Here is an 18587-nt window from a genome sequence, read left to right on the forward strand (position 1 = left end):
AGTGCGAGAAGATGAATTTCAGCGGCGTCTCGAAGGCCAGCAGCTTTTCCTTTTCCTTCATGATCAGGTTGTACGCCCGCTCGGCGTTATCGCGGCCGCCGGCGTTGGTCTCGGCCGTATCTGACCAGCCTCCCTTCTTGTCAATTGAGAAGTAGCCGTTGTGCACCGCCTCGGCTGCACTGGCCAGGTCGATTTCGACGAACAGGCTCTGGTAGGCCGGCAGCTTGGCTGCGCGCCGGTACTCTTCCTCGAAGATGCGGGCGTAGTCGCCTTTGACTGGGTTGCCGTCCTTGTCGTACTGGCGGTATCGTTCCACCGCGTCGATGAAGAACAGCGACAGCACCTTGATGCCCTTGGGCCGCAAGACCTTTTCCTTCTCCAGGTGCTCCCGGATGGTGCGCCGGATCATCTCGCGCTGCACGGCCAGCGCATCGACATCGCCGTAGGCTTGACCCACGGCCAAGAAGACTTCGCCGCCGGGATAGCGCAGTTCCACGAACTCTTCGCCCTTCGCCGTGTTGATTTCGCCCACGCGAAAGTCGGCGTAGATCGCGCGCTTGGTCGTCTGCTGCAAGTCGTCGCCGTCGCTAACTGGAAGCTCCTGGCGCTTTACGCCGGTCGCGGTCTTGACATCCAACTCCACCTTGGCGCTGATTGCGCCGCGCTTGTTGCTGACCGACACCAGCCGCACGAAGGCCTTGTTGTGCGCGTCCTCGATCGTGGCAGCGGCCACTTCGATTTGCTTGACCAACTTGCGTTCGTAGGCGTCAAGCGCGTCGAGCCGGAACACCATGTGGTGCTTGTTGGCGTGCGTGGCCGAGTAGCGCAGCGTGCACAGCGGGTTCATGGCGTCCAACGCGGTCTTGCCGGCGCCCGTCAGGCCGCCGTCCACGCTCTGCGGCTCGTCCACGATGACGATGGGCCGCGTGGCCTTGATGAGCTCGATGGGCTTCTCGCCCCCTGTCTTCTCGCTGTCCTTGTAGAGGTTGTTGACATCCTTTTTGTTGATGGCCCCGACCGTGACCACCATGACCTGAATGGTTGAACTGGTGGCAAAGTTGCGCACCTGGCCCAGCTTGCCGGAGTCGTACAAAAAGAAATCCACCGGCACCCCGGCATAGATGCCCTTGAAGTGCTCTTCGGTGATTTGCAGCGACTTGTAGACGCCTTCCTTGATGGCCACCGAAGGCACCACGATGACGAACTTGGTGAAGCCATAGCGGCGGTGAAGCTCGAAGATCGTGCGCAGGTAGACGTAGGTCTTGCAGGTGCCCGTCTCCATCTCGACGGTGAAGTCGCCCGAGGCCAGCACGCCGGACGGCTCTAAGCCGCCGCGCAGTTGCACGTCTCGCAGATTCTGAAGCAGTTGGTCGTCCAGCAGCGTGAGCCGGTTACCGACACCGAGGTCGGTCTCGGCCATGCCAAGCGTCAATTGCTGCGAACCTTGAGCCTCAGGCAGCCGCATGGTCACGGTGAATTCAGTGCGGCAGGACTCCTGCCCACGGAGCAGGTCGCAAACGGCCTCAATGGCCTGGAGTTGGTAGTCAAGATTTGGCTCGAAATGCAGTTTCATGTTGCCTCGCCCAGGCGTTGGGCCACTCGCAACAGCAGGCGGTAGGGTGTTCGGTCCAAAGGCGCCATTGGGGGCCGATCTTGTGGAGCCCAAAACAGCGACAATTCAAATTGCGGAGTGTAAATTGCAAAATACACTCCACAAAATGGCTTGTGTCGACTAGGCGCTCCACAAATATCAAAGCACCTGGCGCCCCTCTGCCAGATTGAGCAGTCGCGGAAAGCAAAGCGTCGCAGGCCGCCGCCCCGACGCTGATTGGATCTCACGCAAGATGCCCACATCCCTCAGTTGCCGCAGCAAGGCTGGCGCCGTCTTGGCGTGGATGCCGAACTCGTCTGTAAGCCGCTGGGCCAAGTCTGAGATACGGAAGATCGGCTTGGAGAAGATGGCATCCAGCAGGTGAACCGTGTACTGCGAGTGCGTGGTCTCGTGGATCGCCTGCTTCATTTCTTCGTACAGCGACTGGATGGCGACCACACGTTGCCCGTTCTGAGCCGCCTGCGTCGCGGTGGCCCGAAGGAAGAAAGCAATCCAGCCGTTCCAGTCGTTCTCTGTCGAGATGCCCTTGAGCCGCAGGTAGTACTCATCGCGGTGGTTCTCAAGGTACTCCGACAAGTAGAACATCGGCTGCGACAGCACCTTCTTCTGGTACAAAAACAGCGGGATCAAGATTCGCCCGATGCGGCCATTGCCGTCCTTGAAGGGGTGTAGCAGCTCGAACTGGGCATGCACCACGGCCGTCTGGATAAGGAAGTCCACATCGTCCGAGTCGAGGTAGGCCTCCCACGCTTGCAGGTGGTCCGGCAACTGAATGGGGTTGGGCGGCACGAAGGTGGCTTCCTCGCGGGTGCAGCCCATCTTGCCGATCCAGTTCTGGTCGAGACGGAACTCGCCCGGCGTCTTGTCCTGCCCCCGCACGCTGTTCATCAGGGTGCGGTGCAACTCGCGGATGAACGCCAGGCGAATGGGGTAATCCTTCAGGTAGTCGCGCGCTTGATAGAGTGCCAGCCGATAGTTCGAGATCTCGCGGATGTCCTCGTATTTCTCGCCTTCCTTCAGCAGGCCGGCCTCCTGCTCCAGCACTTCGTCCACCGTGGCCTGCGTCCCCTCGATTTTGGACGACAACACCGCTTCTTGCGTTGTCAAAGGCGAGAGCATCACCGCCGGGTTGGGAATGCCGGCCAGCAAACCGTCGTAGCGGGCGAGCGCCGCGTTGGCTTGGCCCACCAAGGGCAACAGTAGGCGCCAATCCAAATCATGGACGGGCAAGGCGTGGGGAACGAAGGGCTGCATGGGCATGGCGATCTCACAAACTCCGAACGTTGGCGATGCTGTTTTGCGCCAGGATGGCTGCCATGTTGGTCTTGGCCACGTCATCGGCAAAGGCGCTGTCGCGGAAGACGCAGGTGGTGTCGACGGCCGGTGCCAGCTCTTTGTGCCAGGCAACGATGCCTTGGGCCACAGGCTCGACCTGTGTGACCTCGATGTGTGTCGTCAAGCAAGCCATCAGCACGCCGCCGCCAACGGAATGAATGTCCTTGCCTGCGATAGACCGGTGCGCGATGGGCGCACACAGGTCAAGGCCAAGCTTGATCAGCAGCTCATACAGAACGTCGGACTCTGAGCGGTTCTCGACCAGGTGATCCTGATGGGAAAAGAGGGACTGCTCCAACGCGGTCGGGTCTGGGCTCCATGCACGGATGTTTGAGGTGTCCAGCCTGAAGACACGCACGCCGGTGTCCCCACCATACGTCGGATTGTCAGCCTTGATCTGTGTTGCGACGCGTCGCAGCCGCTCTTTGGTCAGTTCTGCAATCGACCGGGGCTTCCCAAGCTTGTCACAGTACTTTGCTGAAGCCTTCTGGTCCTTCTTTGAAGGGTCCAGGGGCTCCGGTAGCTGAACCAGCACATAGCGCCTGCTGCCACCATCAGCGACATTCAGGTCCATTACTGCATGTGCAGTACTACCACTGCCCGCGAAAAAGTCCATGACAATGGCGGACTGATCATTCGCCGTTGAGTAGTCAATAAGGCGAGCCAGCTCGAAGTGATCCTTGGGGTTGTTAAAGACCTTCTCGCCAAGAAGCTTGCGCAGGGACATCACAGACACCTGCGATTGTTTGTAGAAATAGCTACCCCGGACCTGCGTCGCGAATTCCTCTTCATTTACGCTTGAGTCGCCGTCGGCGCTATCTGCTTCAGCATCGACTTCAGACTCCGCATCGACCTCATCAGCGATGGGCTTAATGTGGGCCTTGCGGAACGGCGGCTCTGTGTGATCCGCGCGAAATTCGACAAGGCCAAGCTGGATTTGTCGATCCATTTCGTCAGGATTCGCATAGATCCATCCCCGCTCTGGGACTTTACAGGGCAGGCCGGTCTGCGGATGGTGCACGTCATAGCGAGGACCACCACCGCCAGGCCAGGAAATATCCCTATCACGCCATGGTCCGTTCGCATCAACGCGCTTGTATCGGCTCCACTTTTTGGCAGGGTGCTTCTTATCAAGGCCTGAGAACCAGGACTGAAGGTCAGACTCAATAGCTGGGCCATCGCCTCCATGCTTCGTTCGCAACAGAACATATTGCTCCCAGATGTCCCGCGCGCCAGGCTTCTCCTCACGCCAAAGCACCTTCAGCTCACGAAGTCGAGCCAACGACTTCGCGTAGACCAACACGTACTCATGCCCAACCGAGACCAACTTGGCATCGTTCTTCCTACCCTTTTCCCAGGTGATGCACGCGATGAAGTTCTCCTCTCCAAACAACTCACCAAAGACGCGTCGAAGGTTCTCTATCTCGTGGTCATCGATGGAAATCAAGATGACTCCATCGTCTTTCAGCAGATTTCTCGCAAGTTTGACTCGCGGGTAGATCATGTTCAACCAGTCAGTGTGACAGCGCCCACTGGCGTCGGTGTTGCTGCTGATCTTCACGCCGCCCTCAGCCTGCCCGGTCAACTCCAAGTAGTTCTTGATGCTGTCCTGGAAATTGTCAGGGTAGACGAAATCATTGCCGGTGTTGTACGGCGGGTCGATGTAGATCAACTTGACCTTGCCCGCATAACTCTTTTGCAAGAGCTTGAGCACTTCCAGGTTGTCGCCCTCGATCATCAGGTTCTGGGTCGTGTCCCAATCAACGCTGTCCTGGGGGCAAGGCCGCAGCGTCCCAGTGCTGGGCGTCAGGGCCAGCTTTCGCGCTTGCCGTTTGCCGTGCCAGTTGAGGCCGTATTTCTCCTCGGCATCGGTGGTCGTTTTGTCGCCCACCAGCGTTTTAAGCACGTCCACGTTCACCGCCACGCCGGTCGGCCCTTCGGTGATGAGCTCAGGGAACAGCGCCTTGAGCTGCTCAATGTTCATGGCCGTGATGTCTGTCGATTGCGCTTGCGCACTGGTCGCGTCGATCTTGTGCATCTTGTTCTCAGTCATCTGCTTCATCTTCAAAGTTGTTCGCGGGCAGCGGCCAAGTCGGCGTGCAGTCGCTGCAACGCCAGGTTCAAATCAACCTGCTTGGCCATCTGTTTTTCCTTGCTGGCTTGCGTGCGCAGCCGGGCGCTTTCTTGATCTAGCCGATGGCATTCTCGCAGCGCCTCGCGGCGTCGCCAGCAACAGCAGCAGTGGGTAGCCACTGCGCGCACTGGTTCGCAAGCCCCCGAGCCTGTATCTTGTTTCGATTGGCACGATCACCTTCGCGGCCCATGAACTCTAGCGCGTCGTCAGCCGGGGGCAAGATAAGCTGAACCCGTTCAAGCTTGATCAGCGCATCGCGCAGTTCGGCAAAGGCAAAAAGCGAGAATGATGGGGTGACGCAACCCAGTTGGCTGCCAGGTTTCAGGTACGGCTGTACCAAGTCGATGACGCGGTCTACGCCGCTGTTCTGAACCAACTTCATCCACATGCCCTCACTGGCTCGATGTCAATCGAATATGTCGGCTAGCAGACGCCCCCCGTTTCCGGCCGATGACATGAGCAAGGCGTCAGGCTGGCCCCATTGTGGGGGCCGATTGGCAGACGTTCAGGTGGTTTGCCCGTCAGTGCTGGGCTTGGCCACGCCCTCCCGGGCCCGCTCTGAATAACGGTTGAAGCGCCAGGCGCTGGACTCCATGGTGATGCGCCGCCAAGTACCGCGCTTTTCACTGGGGGTCATCTCGGGCCACAACTGGACTTCGTCAAAGGTGCGGCCACAGCCCTTGCAAATGTCGTCACCCTGGCTGGTGGAGCAGATGGCGATGCAGGGGGTGTCGGGCGTGGTGTCGTACCAATCCAGCCAGGCTTGCTTGGCCTTGGCGGGCATGGTGGCCTCATCACACGATGGTTCGCGGTAATAGACCATGAGGGCGTAAACCTCGGCCAGGGCGCTCACTTGCGCGCACGACTGGATGCCGTCCACGGACGGGCTGCGCTCGCGCCACCAGTTGATGGCAGATTCGATGTCGGTGATGTGGATGCCGGCCATGGTGGTGCTCAGTCCTGTGCCGCGACAAGCGCGCTCAAAGCGGCTTCAACGTCGGCTTTGGCCACGCCCGAAGCCATCTCAACCGGGGCGCCAGCGAGTGCTTGAGCGCCCTCTTGCTTGAAGCGTTTAACCCAAGTGCCCGCCTCGCGCCCTTCGGCGAAGGCCTGGCTTTGCAGCAGCAGCCCGCCATCGGCCGTGGTCAGCTTGAAGTAAAACTGGCCATCGGCCTCGCGGTATTGCTTGAACACCGGCAGGGCCGATTTGCCAGCCTGCTCGGCTTGGGCCTTGGGCGCAGCCACCGCCACCATCTTGCGCAAGCCCACGGCATCGCGCAGCTCATTCAAGAAAGGCGTGGCCACGGAGCGGGCCTTGCGGGCACCCACCAGCAGGATCTCTTCGATCTGCTCAGGGTGTGCCATCAGGTGCTCGTACTTCGCACGCATCGGTCCAACATGGGCTTCGATCAATTCGACCACGCGCTGCTTGGCCTCGCCCCAACCCAAGCCGGCGCGCAGGTCGGCGTGGAAGCTGGCGCGCTGCGCCTCGTTGGCGAAGGCATCGTGGATGGTGACCAGGTGGGCACCTTCGGGGTCCTTGGGCTCACCGGGCAGGCGCGAGTCGGTGACGATGCGCGCGATGGCGTCCTTCAAAGCCTTGGGGCCGCCTTCGAACAGCGGCACGGTGTTGTCATAGCTCTTGGACATCTTGCGGCCGTCCAGGCCGGGCAAGGTGGCCACGGCCTCTTCAATCTCGGCCTGGGGCAGCACGAACAACTCCTTGCCGGCGCCAAACACGTGGTTGAAGCGCTGGGCAACGTCGCGGGCCATCTCGATGTGCTGCACCTGGTCACGGCCCACGGGCACGCGGTGGGCGTTGAACAGCAAGATGTCGGCCGCCATCAGGATGGGGTAGCTGAACAGGCCCATGTTGATGCCCGCATCAGGCTCCTCGCCAGCCGCCTCGTTGGCATCGACCGAGGCCTTGTAGGCGTGGGCGCGGTTCATCTGGCCCTTGGCGGTCACGCAGGTCAGCAGCCAGGTCAGCTCGGGCGTTTCGGGGATGTCGCTCTGGCGGTAGAAGGTGACGAGCTCCGGGTCCAGCCCGGCCGCGATCCAGCTGGCGGCGATCTCGATGCGCGAGCGCTCGATGCGGGCAGGGTCAGCGCACTTGATCAGGGCGTGGAAATCGGCCAGGAAAAAGAAGCTTTCAACGCCGGCCTCCCGGCTGGCCGCGATGGCGGGTCGGATGGCACCGACGTAGTTGCCAAGGTGCGGGGTGCCGGTGGTGGTGATGCCGGTGAGAACGCGTTCGGTCATGGCTGGCTCGGGTGGGGCGGTTGCGTGGTGGCGGGAAAGAGGCGCATTGTAGAAGGGCACTCAAAAAAGCCACCCCGCTACACTCTACGCCGCATGAAAAAAATCGTCATCTTGATTTCCGGACGCGGCTCCAACATGGAAGCCATCGTTGAGGCCTGCGCCTCTGAGCACTGGCCGGCGCGTGTCGCCGCCGTCATCAGCAACAAGGCCGAGGCCACGGGCTTGCGCTTCGCGGCCGACCGGGGCCTTGCCACGGCCTCGGTCGACCACCGCCAGTTCGACACCCGCGAGGCCTTTGACGCCGAGCTGGCACGCACCATTGACGGCTTCGCGCCCGACCTGGTGGTGCTGGCCGGCTTCATGCGCATCCTGACCGAGGGCTTTGTGCGGCAGTTCGAGGGGCGCATGCTGAACATCCATCCCTCGCTGTTGCCCGCGTTTCCCGGCCTGCACACGCACCAGCGCGCCATTGAGGCAGGTTGCAAGCTGGCCGGTGCCACGGTGCACTTCGTGACGCCGGAGCTGGACCATGGCCCGATCGTGATGCAGGCCGCCGTGCCCGTGCTGGCCGACGACACGCCCGACAGCTTGTCGGCGAGGGTGCTGAAGCAGGAGCACGCGGTGTATCCACGTGCCGTGCGCTGGTTCGTGGAAGGCAGTTTGAAGGTTCATGGCCACCAGGTGGTGCAGACCGAGGGCGAGGCACAACTGGTGGTGGCCACCACGACGCCAACGCCATGATCAAGTGGTTGCTGTTGCTGTTCGGCGCGCTGAAGTTCAGCAAGCTGTTGACCACGGGCGGCACCATGCTGCTGTCGGTGGGGGTGTACGCGTGGATCTACGGCTGGCGCTATGCGGTGGGCTTTGTGGGCCTGCTGTTCGTGCACGAGATGGGCCATTTCATCGCCGCGCGGCAGCGGGGCCTGAAGGTCGGCGCGCCAACCTTCATCCCTTTTCTGGGCGCGTGGATCGAGATGAAAGACATGCCACACAACGCCGAGACCGAGGCCTACGTGGGCCTGGGTGGCCCCCTGATCGGCACCCTGGGCGCCTTGGCCTGCTATGCCGTGGCGCGCGATGGCGGGCCTGATCTGATGTGGCTGCTGGCGGTGTCGTACGCGGGCTTCTTTTTGAACCTGTTCAACCTGATCCCGCTGTCGCCACTGGATGGTGGCCGCATCACCGCCGTGTTGTCGCCCAAGCTGTGGCTGCTGGGCGCGCCCATCCTGGTCGGCCTGTTCTGGCTGAACCCCAACCCGGTGCTGCTGATCGTGGCTTTGCTGGCGGCACCGCAGGTGTTCAAGGCCTGGAAGTTCCGCGCTGAGGATCCCATCCACGCCGACTACTACCGCGCCTCACCGCAAACGCGCTGGATCTATGGCACGGCCTACCTGGGCCTGCTGGTGTTCCTGGCCGTGATGACGCACGATGTGCATGAGCTGCTGAAGGCTGCTTAGGCCAGCACGTTCTGAGTTCAACCGTGAATCGGTTGCACGACCAAACGAACACCCAGCGCGGTGCAAACGCGACTGATGGTGTCAAAACGCGGTTGAGCATCCGCTCGCAGTGCTTTGTAAAGCGCCTCGCGGGTGATTCCAGATGCTTTGGCAATCTCGCTCATGCCCCGCGCGCGCGCAATGTCGCCCAATGCTGCGGCCAGCAGCGCGGGGTCATTCGCTTCAAGAATGTCGGTCAGGTAGGCCGCCATGGTGGTCTCGTTGTCGAGGTATGGCGCAGCGTCGAATTCGGGCAGATCGTCAACTTTGATGCGTGCAGTCATGATCTTTTCCTTGAGTCAGTTTAACAATTGAGCCAATGCCTTTGCGCGCTTGATGTCGGAAGCCTGACTTCGTTTCGATCCACCAGCCAGCAACACGATCACGTCCTTGCCGCGCTGAACGAAGTACACCCGCCATCCAGCACCCACATGGATGCGCAACTCAGAGACACCCTCTCCAACCGGGGCAACATCACCCATCAAGCCGAGCGAAAGGCGTTTGATGCGGGCCACCACTAAACCGCGAACCGTGCCGTCTGGCAACGCGTCCAACCACCGTGTGAACTCGGGGAGCGGCTTAATCGATGGCATGCCCAACTGTAATCATTCGATTACGAATCGTCAAGTGCCCTCGCTTCATTGACGACGAGTCAGGCCAGCACCGCCCGGCTGGCCAAGGCCGCCGCCGCCGCCCGCGTCTCCACACCCAGCTTTTCAAAGATGTGCTCCAGGTGCTTGTTCACCGTGCGGTGGCTCAGGCCCAGGATCTCGGCGATGTCGCGGTTGGTCTTGCCCTTGGCCAACCATGACAGCACCTCGGTTTCGCGCGGGGTGAGTGCGGCCAGGTTCAGGCGCGGGCGCGTGCCCCAGGCATTGCGCAGGTGCGTGGCCAAACGCGCCAACACCTCTTCGATGCGCACCGGCTTGACCACGTAGTCCACCCCACCCGCGTCAAAACCGGCCACCACGTCAGCGGTCTCGGACAGGCCGGTCATGAAGATCACGGGGATCTTGCACCAGACCTCGTGCGCCTTGATCTTGCGGCAAGTCTCGAAGCCCGACAGGCCCGGCATCACCGCGTCCAGCAGGATGGCGTCGGGCAGGATCAGGGACAGGCGGTCCAGCGCCTGCAGGCCATCGCGGGCCACCAGCACGGTGTAGCCCTCGTTGGCCAGCGCATCGCACAGCATGCGCAGGGTGTCGAGGGCATCGTCCACCACCAGCACGGTGCCCAGGTGGGGTTCAGGCTTGGGGCTCATCCAAAGCGTCCTCAGAAATCACGGGGTTCAAACGTTCGATCAAGGTGTCGAACTCGAATTGGTCGGCCAGGTGGGACAGGTTGACCCACTCGCTTTGCCATTGCGGATAGCGCTCGGTCAGTTGCGTCAGCTTCTGGCGCAAAGCGCGCAAGTGCCCGATGCGGGCCAGGCGACACAGCTCTTCCACCACTTCGGCGGGCAGGTCGCTGGCCGTGAGACGGGGGGAGCCGATGGCCTCGGCATCGTTGCTGCGTTGGGTCAACAGGTGAAGCGGCAAAGCGGCGGGCTCGGTGCTCCACTCGATGTGCAAGTGCTCACCCAGGGTGTCCAGCAATTCTGATTCGATCACGGGTTTGGCGATGAAGGCCTGGCATTGCGCGGCCTGCAGGTTCTCGGGCCGATTCTCAAACACATTGGCCGAGACCATGATGATGGGCACATCATGGAAACCGGCCGCACGGATCTGCCGGGCCACTTGCCAGCCATCGACATCGTCCATGGTGATGTCCAGCAGCACCGCATCGGGGCAGGCTTCGCGCACGCTTTCAAGGCATTCCTGGCCGCTGGCCGCTTCGCGCAGAACAAAGCCCAATGGCAGCAGCATGCCAGCCAGCATCTGGCGCTGGATGGGCTGGTCGTCCACCACCAGCAGGGTGCGACGCGGCCCTTGGTAGCCGGTGATCAGCAAGTGGCGTGGACGCGCGGCCAGCGCCGATTGCGGCGGCATGGCGGGCGCGGCAATCTCGCGCAGGTACATGCGCACGGTGAAGGTGCTGCCCTGCCCCAGCTCGCTCTTCACGCTGAGCTCGCCGCCCATCAACTCGGTCAGCAAGTGGGTGATGGTCAGGCCCAGGCCCGTGCCGGGTTCGCTGCTGCGGCGGCCCGCGCTGCCACGCTCAAAGGGCAGGAAGATACGGTCCAGATCCTGAGGTGCGATGCCAATGCCGGTGTCGATGACCTCGAAGCGCAGCACCTCGCGGCGCGCATCGACCATCAGCGTGATGCGGCCCTTGTAAGTGAAGCGCGCGGCGTTGCTCAGCAGGTTCAGCAGGATCTGGCGCAGGCGCTTGGCATCGGCGTAGACCCAGGCGGGCACGCGTCCGCGCGTTTCCAGCGCAAAGTGCAGGCCCTTGGCCTCGGTCTGCGTTTGCACCATGCGCACCACGTCGTCCAGAAACTCGCGCAGGGGCAATGGCACCGGGTCCAAGCGCAGGCGGCCGGCCTCGATGCGGGCCAGGTCCAACAGGCCATCGATCAGGCCCATGAGGTGTTCGCCGCTGCGCTGGATGGTGTTCAAAGCCTCACGACCCGAGCCTTGCCGCTGCTCGTCCTTGAGCAGGATCTGCGCGTAACCCATGATGCTGTTGAGCGGCGTGCGCAGCTCATGCGTCATGCCGGCCACGTAGCGGGTCTTGGCTTGGTTGGCGGCTTCGGCCAGGTCTTTGGCGGCTTGCAAAGCGGCATCGGTGCGGCGGTGCGCGTCGATTTCAAGCTGCAGCAACTGGTTGTGGCGGTTGCTCTCATCTTGGGCCAGGTGCCGGCTCTCGGAGGCCAGCACCACCCACCAGGAGCACACCGCCGCCGCCAACAGCAACAGCGCATAGACCTTGATGAAGGGGCCTTCCAGCAAGGCCACGGCGGGGGAGTTCACGGCATCCAGCACGTGGTTGACCACCCCCTCCTGGTAATAGACCACGCCCAGCACCATCGCCAGCACGGCCGCCAATGAGAGGAACACCACCAGGTAGTGCCCCACGCGGAAATTGATGCGGCTGGACAGTTGCAATGGCAGCACCGCCGTCAGCGCATCAGACACCTGCTCGGCTGCACTGGAGCGGCTCTTGCAACGATCATGACAACGCGATTCCAAGGTGCAGCACAACGAGCAGATGGGCGCGTCATAAGCCGGGCAGCTGGCCATGTCTTCGGACTCGAACTGGTTCTCACACACCGAGCAGGCCACCATCTGCCCGGGTGCCCAAGGTGTCTTGTTGGGCCGGGCCAAGTAATAGCGGCCCTTGGTGGTCCAGGCCAGCAGCGGCGAGGTGATCAAGGCCGTGATGAGGGCGATGAAAGGCGATCCCGCCTGTGCCAGCGCGCCAAACATGCCCGCGTGCGCGGCGAAAGCCATCACCGTGGCCAGCAAGGTGGCCCCCAGGCCCACGGGGTTCAAGTCATACAAATAGGCGCGCTTGAACTCGATGTGCTTGGGGCTCCAGCCCAGGGGCTTGTTGATGACCAGGTCAGCGACCAGCGCCCCCACCCAGCCGATGGCCACGTTGCCGTACAGCCCCAGCACGCGCTCCAGCGCACCGAACACGCCCAACGTCATCAGCATGACCGCGATCAACACATTGAAGACCAACCACACCACGCGGCCCGGATGGCTGTGTGTGAGCCGCGCGAAAAAGTTGGACCAGGCCAGCGACCCCGCGTAGGCATTGGTCACGTTGATCTTGACCTGCGAGACGATGACGAACAGCACCATGGTGCCCAGCGCCCAGGTGGGCGAGGTGAACACTTCGCTGAAGCCGGCCAGGTACATCTGCGTGGGCTCCATGGCCTTGTGGGCCGGCACATGGTGCTGCAGGGCCAGGAAGGCCAGGAAGCCACCGCCCACCATCTTGAGCATGCCGGGCACGATCCAGCCGGGCCCCGCCACCAGCACGGCGGCCCACCAGCGCACGCGGTTCTCTTTGGTTTTCTCGGGCAGAAATCGCAGAAAGTCGACTTGCTCACCCACCTGCACGATCAGCGAGAACACCACCGTGGCCGCCATGCCAAAGGCCATCAAGTTGAAATCACTGCTGCCCGAACTGCGGCCCACCATGCCGGTGAACTCCACATAAGCCTCAGGCCGCTTGATGGCCACGAACACAAACGGGCACACGAAGAGCACGGCCCACACGGGTTGTGTCCACAACTGCAAACGCGAGATCAAGGTGATGCCATGCGTGACCAGCGGCACGATCACCAGCGAGGACGCCAGATAGCAAACCGGCAGCGACCAGCCGAACACCATCTGCAAGGCAAGCGCCATGATGGCCGCCTCCAACGCGAAGAAGATGAAGGTGAAGCTGGCGTAGATCAGCGAGGTGAGCGTGGAGCCCAGGTAGCCAAAGCCCGCACCACGCGTGAGCAGGTCCATGTCGAGCCCGTACTTGGCCGCGTAGTAGCTGATGGGCAAGCCCGTCATGAAGATGATCAGGCCCACCACCAGCGTGGCCCACAGCATGTTCGAGAAGCCGTAGTTCAGCGCGATGGCGCCGCCAATGGCCTCCAGCGCCAGGAAGGACACCGCGCCAAAGGCCGTGTTGGCCACGCGGAACTCCGACCACTTGCGGAAGGTGCGTGGCGTATAGCGAAGGGCGTAGTCCTCCAGGGTCTCGTTGGCCACCCAGGAGTTGTAGTCACGACGAATGCGAAAGATCTTCTGCCGGGCAACGGACACAACTGGCCCCGAGGAGTGACGACCTTAGTCCATTTGCAAGAAGCGATCCACCACGCCGTCTACGTTGAATGACGTATTCAAGGAAGCCCGCATCTTGCTTACTGTGAAGGCCATGGTCACACCAACAGTGCATGCACGAAATCATGCATGCACCAAGGTGTGGCATCCGTAGTCCCTTTTAGTGTGCAAGGAGCTTTTCCATGTCGAATGACCGTGACGATTCCAATCAGCAAAACCGCCGCCGCCTGTTGCAGGGCATTGGTGCCCTTCCCCTCGTGGGCATGACTGGGCTGAGCCACGGAGCCGCCCCCGCCACTTCAGCGATCAACACGACGAAGCTGGCCATCACCGACACCGAAGTCACCGTGGGCCAGTTGCACTCCGCAACCGGCACCATGGCGATCTCGGAAACCGGCGCCATCCAGGCCGAGCAACTGGCCATTGACCAGATCAACGCCATGGGCGGCATCCTGGGCCGCAAGATCAAGGTGATCAAGGAAGACGGCGCCTCTGATTGGCCCACGTTTGCCGAGAAGTCCAAGAAGCTGCTGGTCAACGACCACGTGGCCGCCGTGTTCGGTTGCTGGACATCGGCCTCGCGCAAGGCCGTGCTGCCGATCTTTGAAAAGGAAAACGGCCTGCTGTACTACCCCACCTTCTACGAAGGCCTGGAGCAGTCCAAGAACGTGATCTACACCGGCCAGGAAGCCACGCAGCAGATCATCTGGGGCCTGGACTGGGCCTCAAAAGAGAAGAAAGCCAAGACCTACTTCTTGGTGGGCTCTGACTACATCTGGCCACGCACCTCGATGAAGATTGCGCGCAAGCACATCGAGAGCGTCGGCAAGCTGGGCAGCGTGGTGGGTGAAGAGTATTACCCCCTGGGCAACACCAACTTCAACTCCCTGATCAACAAGATCAAGGTCGCCAAGCCCGACTGCATCTTCGCGGCCGTGGTGGGTGGCTCGAACGTGGCCTTCTACAAGCAGCTCAAGGCAGCCGGCATCACGGGCGCCAAGCAGTTCCTGCTGACCCTGTCGGTGACCGAGGACGAAATGCTCGGCGTGGGTGGCGAAAACTTCGCAGGCTTCTACTCGTCGATGAAGTACTTCCAATCCCTGCCCAACGACAACAACAAGAAGTTCGTTGCCGCGTTCAAGGCCAAGTACGGCCCCAAATCGGTGATCGGCGACGTGACGCAAGCCGGTTACCTCGGCCCCTGGTTGTGGAAGGCTGCTGTGGAGAAGGCTGGTAGCTTTGACGTGGACAAGGTCGTGGCCGCCTCCCCAGGCATCGAGCTGAAGATCGCACCAGAAGGGTACGTGAAGCTGCACGAGAACCACCACTTGTGGAGCAAGGCCCGCATTGCCCAAGGCCAGCCTGACGGCACCTTCAAGGTGGTGGCCGAATCGAAAGATCTGATCGAACCCAATCCTTTCCCCAAGGGTTACCAGTAAGGCAGTACCCCCTCGCCTCCGGCCCAGCAGTATCGGCCGGCTCGGCGAGGGGTTTTTTCATTCGGTTTGGTCAGTTCGGTCAGGAGCGCGTGATGACTCTTTCAGAAATACTCAACATCAGCGTGATGCAGGGGTTCGCAGGCTTGAGCCTGTTTTCCGTGCTGCTGCTCATGGGCCTCGGCCTGGCCATCATCTTTGGTCAGATGGGCGTGATCAACCTGGCCCACGGCGAGTTCATGACCATCGGCGCCTACACGATCTACATGGTGTCGAGCTATGTTGAAGTGAAGTACCCCAGCTTCATGCCTTATTACTTTCCCTGCGCCATCGTCCTGGCCTTCATCTTTGCGTTCGCCGTTGGCTATCTGGCCGAATGGGCCTTGATCCGCCACCTGTACAAGCGCCCGCTGGACACCCTGCTCGCCACTTGGGGCTTGAGCCTGGGCATGCAGCAGTGCTTTCGCACCTTCATCGGCCCCAAAGAAGTGAGCCCCACCCTGCCCGAATGGCTGATGGGTTCGTGGGCACCGAAAGAGGGCCTGGACATCCCCATCAACGGCATGTTCGTGATGGGCTTGACGGCCTTGGTCACCGCCTGCGTGATGGTGGCGCTGTACAAGTCGCGCTGGGGTTTGCGTGTTCGCGCCTCGGTGTCCAACCGCATGATGGCCAACGCCATCGGCATCAACACCAGCCGCACCGACCGACTCACTTTTGCCATTGGTTGCGGCATCGCCGGCATCGCGGGCGCGGCCTTCACCACCATTGGCTCCACCGGCCCCACCTCGGGTTCGCTCTACATCGTCGACGCCTTCCTGGTGGTGACCTTCGGTGGTGCGGCCAGCTTGCTGGGCACCGTGGCCTCGGCCTTCGGCATCGCCCAGACGCAGTCCATCGCAGAGTTCTTCATCACGGGTTCCATGGCCAAGGTGCTGACGCTGTCGCTGATCGTGGTGATCCTGATGATCCGTCCGCAAGGCCTGTTTGCCTCCAAGGTGCGCCGTTGATTCGTCAACCCACGCCCGACCTGACCGACACACGGAGTACATCCCCATGAAGAGTCTTTTGAACTGGTTGAAAACGTCGAGTCTGGGCAGCATCCTGTTGCTGGCCCTGGTGATCTTGGTGGTGTTCCCGCTGTCGATGGACATCTTTCGCCTGAACCTGGTGGGCAAGTACCTGACCTACGGCTTCGTGGCCATCGGCCTGGTGATGCTGTGGGGCTGGAGCGGCACCCTGAGCCTGGGCCAGGGCGTGTTCTTCGGCCTGGGTGGCTATTGCATGGCCATGTTTTTGAAGCTGGAAGCCTCTGACCCGATCACCACCAAGATCCAGTCCACACCTGGAATCCCGGACTTCATGGATTGGAACCAGATCACGGCCCTGCCACTGTTCTGGAAGCCCTTTCAAAGCCTGCCACTGACCTTGATCGCCGTGATATTGGTGCCTACTTTGTTGGCCTTCATCATCAGCTACGCCATGTTCAAGCGGCGCGTGGGGGGCGTGTACTTCGCCATCATCACGCAGGCCGTGGCCTTGATCGTGACGGTGCTGATCATCGGCCAACAGGGCTACACCGGCGGCATCAACGGCATGACCGACCTGAAGACCGTGTTGGGCTGGGACACCCGCACCGACAGCGCCAAGCTGATCCTGTACTTCGTGAATGCTGGCCTGCTGCTGGGTTGCATCCTGCTGTGCAAATGGGTTCAGACCAGCAAGCTGGGCACCCTGCTGCTGGCCATGCGCGACAAGGAAGACCGCGTGCGCTTCTCGGGCTACGACGTGTCGATGTTCAAGGTCTTCACCTTCTGCCTGGCGGCGGGTATCTCGGGCATTGGCGGCGCGATGTTCGCCTTGCAGGTGGGCTTCATGTCGCCCTCCTTCGTCGGCATCGTGCCGTCGATCGAGATGGTGATCTTTGCGGCCGTGGGTGGGCGCATGAGCCTGGTCGGTGCGGTGTATGGCACCTTGTTGGTGAACGCGGGCAAGACCTACTTCTCGGAGACCGCGCCTGATCTGTGGCTCTTCCTGATGGCCGCGCTGTTCATCGGTGTGGTGATGGCCTTCCCCAACGGCTTGGCCGGTTTGTACGAAGAAAAGATCAAGCCCTGGGCCGCCAAGCGCCGTGTTGATCTGGCGGCAGAGAAGGCACGCCGCAAGGCCCGCGATGCGGATGTCGATGACGCCAAGCCGCCCACCCCGCTCATGCCCAAGGGCATGAGCAACCAGCAAGCCTGATCACCACAAGGAATCCTGATCATGAGCAACACTGACTTCGTTCTGGCGGTGGAAGACCTCACCGTGTCCTTCGATGGTTTCAAGGCCATCGATGCCCTGACCTTGTACGTGAACCGCGGCGAGCTGCGCGTGATCATCGGCCCCAACGGCGCGGGCAAAACCACGCTGCTGGACCTGATCTGCGGCAAGACCCGGGCCTCCAGCGGCAGCATCAAGTTCAAGAACAAAGAGATGACCAAGATGCAGGAGCACAAGATCGTGCGTGCCGGCATCGGCCGCAAGTTCCAGACGCCCTCCATCTACGAAAACCTCAGCGTCTTCAAGAACCTGGAAGTGTCTTTTCCGCGTGGCCGCAGCGTGTTTGGCGCCCTGTCCTTCAGCTGCACCGACGAGGTCAAGGCCCGCATCCAGTCGATCGTTGAAGAGATCGGCCTGAAGGACCAACTGCACACCGAATCGGGCCTGCTGTCGCACGGCCAGAAGCAATGGCTGGAGATCGGCATGCTGCTGATGCAAGACCCGGAACTGCTGATGCTGGACGAGCCCATCGCCGGCATGAGCGTGCGCGAGCGCGAACTCACCGCCGAGCTGCTGCAACGCATCGCCAAGAACCGCTCGCTCATCGTGATCGAGCACGACATGGAGTTCGTCAAGCGCATCGCCGACAAGGTGACCGTGATGCACCAGGGAAAGATCCTGGCGGAAGGGTCGATGGACAAGGTCCAGAACGATCCCAAGGTCATCGACGTCTACCTCGGCCACTAAGGAAACACACACCATGTTGTCAGTCACCGATCTGTTTGTCGCCTATGGCCAGAGCGAGGCGCTGCACGGCATCTCGTTCGAGGCCCAATCCAAAGAAACCATCGCCATCATGGGCCGCAACGGCATGGGCAAAACCACGTTGTTCAAGAGCCTGATGGGCGTGCTGCCCACCAAGTCGGGCAAGGTTGAAGTGGGCGGGCTCGACATCACCAAAGACGAGAGCTATCGGCGCGTCGCCAAGGGCATCGCCTACGTGCCGCAGGGCCGCATGATCTTCCCCACCCTGACGGTGGAAGAGAACATCCAGACCGGCCTGGAGAACGCCAAGCACAAGCGCATCCCCGATGAGATCTACGCGCTGTTCCCGGTGTTGTTCGACATGCGCGCTCGCAAGGGGGGCAACTTGTCGGGCGGGCAGCAACAGCAACTGGCCATTGCCCGCGCGCTGGTCACCAACCCCAAGGTGCTGCTGCTGGACGAGCCCACCGAGGGCATCCAGCCTTCCATCATCAAGGACATCGCCAAGGCCCTGAACGAGATCCGCCGCATGCGCGACATCACGATCATCGTGTC

18 protein-coding genes are annotated in these 18587 nt (G+C 61.5%); 7 read left to right on the forward strand and 11 right to left on the reverse strand.

Translation table 11 applies throughout. The annotated features are described in order from the left end of the window. The 7 genes from H7225_RS08650 to H7225_RS08680 all read right to left on the reverse strand — a co-directional run. Positions 1 to 1573 (reverse strand): DEAD/DEAH box helicase family protein (locus H7225_RS08650; RefSeq protein ID WP_290660846.1); only part of this gene is annotated, 1573 nt, incomplete at its 3' end. A gap of 177 nt (positions 1574 to 1750) precedes the next feature. Further along, positions 1751 to 2872, reverse strand: a complete 1122-nt coding sequence (locus tag H7225_RS08655; RefSeq protein ID WP_290660847.1) for a Fic/DOC family N-terminal domain-containing protein — start codon at positions 2870 to 2872, stop codon at positions 1751 to 1753. Positions 2873 to 2879: 7 nt separating this feature from the next. Beyond that, positions 2880 to 4985 (reverse strand): site-specific DNA-methyltransferase, encoded by a 2106-nt coding sequence (locus H7225_RS08660; protein WP_290660848.1) that lies wholly within the window; start codon positions 4983 to 4985, stop codon positions 2880 to 2882. Between the two features lie 26 nt (positions 4986 to 5011). Next, complete coding sequence (locus H7225_RS08665) at positions 5012 to 5209, reverse strand: DUF4391 domain-containing protein (RefSeq protein ID WP_366481312.1); 198 nt, start codon at positions 5207 to 5209, stop codon at positions 5012 to 5014. Further along, positions 5137 to 5469 carry a hypothetical protein gene (locus tag H7225_RS08670; protein WP_290660876.1) on the reverse strand — a complete coding sequence of 111 codons (333 nt, stop codon included), beginning with the start codon at positions 5467 to 5469 and terminating at the stop codon, positions 5137 to 5139. The genes H7225_RS08665 and H7225_RS08670 overlap by 73 nt, the downstream gene beginning before the upstream one ends. Before the next feature lie 117 nt (positions 5470 to 5586). After that, on the reverse strand, positions 5587 to 6027 hold the full coding sequence (locus H7225_RS08675) for a DUF3717 domain-containing protein (RefSeq protein ID WP_290660850.1): 441 nt from the start codon (positions 6025 to 6027) through the stop codon (positions 5587 to 5589). 8 nt (positions 6028 to 6035) lie between these two features. Continuing rightward, a complete protein-coding gene (locus H7225_RS08680; RefSeq protein WP_290660852.1) occupies positions 6036 to 7343 on the reverse strand; it encodes a tryptophan--tRNA ligase in 1308 nt (435 codons plus the stop codon). A 93-nt stretch (positions 7344 to 7436) separates the two neighbouring features. Between H7225_RS08680 and purN the strand changes: the two genes are divergently transcribed. Next, a complete protein-coding gene (purN, locus tag H7225_RS08685; RefSeq protein ID WP_290660854.1) occupies positions 7437 to 8084 on the forward strand; it encodes a phosphoribosylglycinamide formyltransferase in 648 nt (215 codons plus the stop codon). Then, the gene (locus H7225_RS08690) at positions 8081 to 8800 is read left to right on the forward strand and encodes a site-2 protease family protein (RefSeq protein ID WP_290660856.1); all 720 of its coding nucleotides are present in this window, start codon (positions 8081 to 8083) and stop codon (positions 8798 to 8800) included. Before purN ends, H7225_RS08690 begins: the two co-directional genes overlap by 4 nt. Positions 8801 to 8817: 17 nt before the next feature. On the opposite strand, the gene H7225_RS08695 is transcribed toward H7225_RS08690, so the two are convergent. From H7225_RS08695 to H7225_RS08710, 4 genes are read right to left on the reverse strand one after another with little or no spacing between them, the layout of a single operon-like run. Beyond that, on the reverse strand, positions 8818 to 9123 hold the full coding sequence (locus H7225_RS08695; RefSeq protein ID WP_290660858.1) for an addiction module antidote protein: 306 nt from the start codon (positions 9121 to 9123) through the stop codon (positions 8818 to 8820). A gap of 15 nt (positions 9124 to 9138) precedes the next feature. Continuing rightward, a complete protein-coding gene (locus H7225_RS08700) occupies positions 9139 to 9432 on the reverse strand; it encodes a type II toxin-antitoxin system RelE/ParE family toxin (RefSeq protein WP_290660860.1) in 294 nt (97 codons plus the stop codon). A 59-nt stretch (positions 9433 to 9491) separates the two neighbouring features. Beyond that, positions 9492 to 10100, reverse strand: a complete 609-nt coding sequence (locus H7225_RS08705; protein WP_290660862.1) for a DNA-binding response regulator — start codon at positions 10098 to 10100, stop codon at positions 9492 to 9494. Then, entirely contained in the window at positions 10084 to 13551 is a 3468-nt protein-coding gene (locus H7225_RS08710; RefSeq protein ID WP_290660864.1) for an ATP-binding protein, read from the reverse strand. Before H7225_RS08710 ends, H7225_RS08705 begins: the two co-directional genes overlap by 17 nt. Positions 13552 to 13751: 200 nt before the next feature. Here H7225_RS08710 and urtA point away from each other — a divergent pair, with 200 nt between their 5' ends. The 5 genes from urtA to urtE all read left to right on the forward strand — a co-directional run. Next, entirely contained in the window at positions 13752 to 15008 is a 1257-nt protein-coding gene (urtA, locus tag H7225_RS08715) for an urea ABC transporter substrate-binding protein (protein ID WP_290660866.1), read from the forward strand. Between the two features lie 92 nt (positions 15009 to 15100). Next, positions 15101 to 16015 carry an urea ABC transporter permease subunit UrtB gene (gene urtB, locus H7225_RS08720; protein WP_290660868.1) on the forward strand — a complete coding sequence of 305 codons (915 nt, stop codon included), beginning with the start codon at positions 15101 to 15103 and terminating at the stop codon, positions 16013 to 16015. 46 nt (positions 16016 to 16061) lie between these two features. Continuing rightward, positions 16062 to 17249, forward strand: coding sequence for an urea ABC transporter permease subunit UrtC (urtC, locus tag H7225_RS08725; RefSeq protein WP_290660870.1), 1188 nt, complete (start codon positions 16062 to 16064; stop codon positions 17247 to 17249). 21 nt (positions 17250 to 17270) lie between these two features. Next, positions 17271 to 18014, forward strand: coding sequence for an urea ABC transporter ATP-binding protein UrtD (gene urtD, locus H7225_RS08730; protein ID WP_290660872.1), 744 nt, complete (start codon positions 17271 to 17273; stop codon positions 18012 to 18014). A gap of 13 nt (positions 18015 to 18027) precedes the next feature. Further along, the coding region (gene urtE, locus H7225_RS08735) for an urea ABC transporter ATP-binding subunit UrtE (RefSeq protein ID WP_290660874.1) at positions 18028 to 18587 on the forward strand (560 nt) is incomplete at its 3' end.

The organism is Aquabacterium sp. (assembly GCF_014378415.1).
Taxonomy (GTDB): Bacteria; Pseudomonadota; Gammaproteobacteria; order Burkholderiales; family Burkholderiaceae_C; genus Aquabacterium.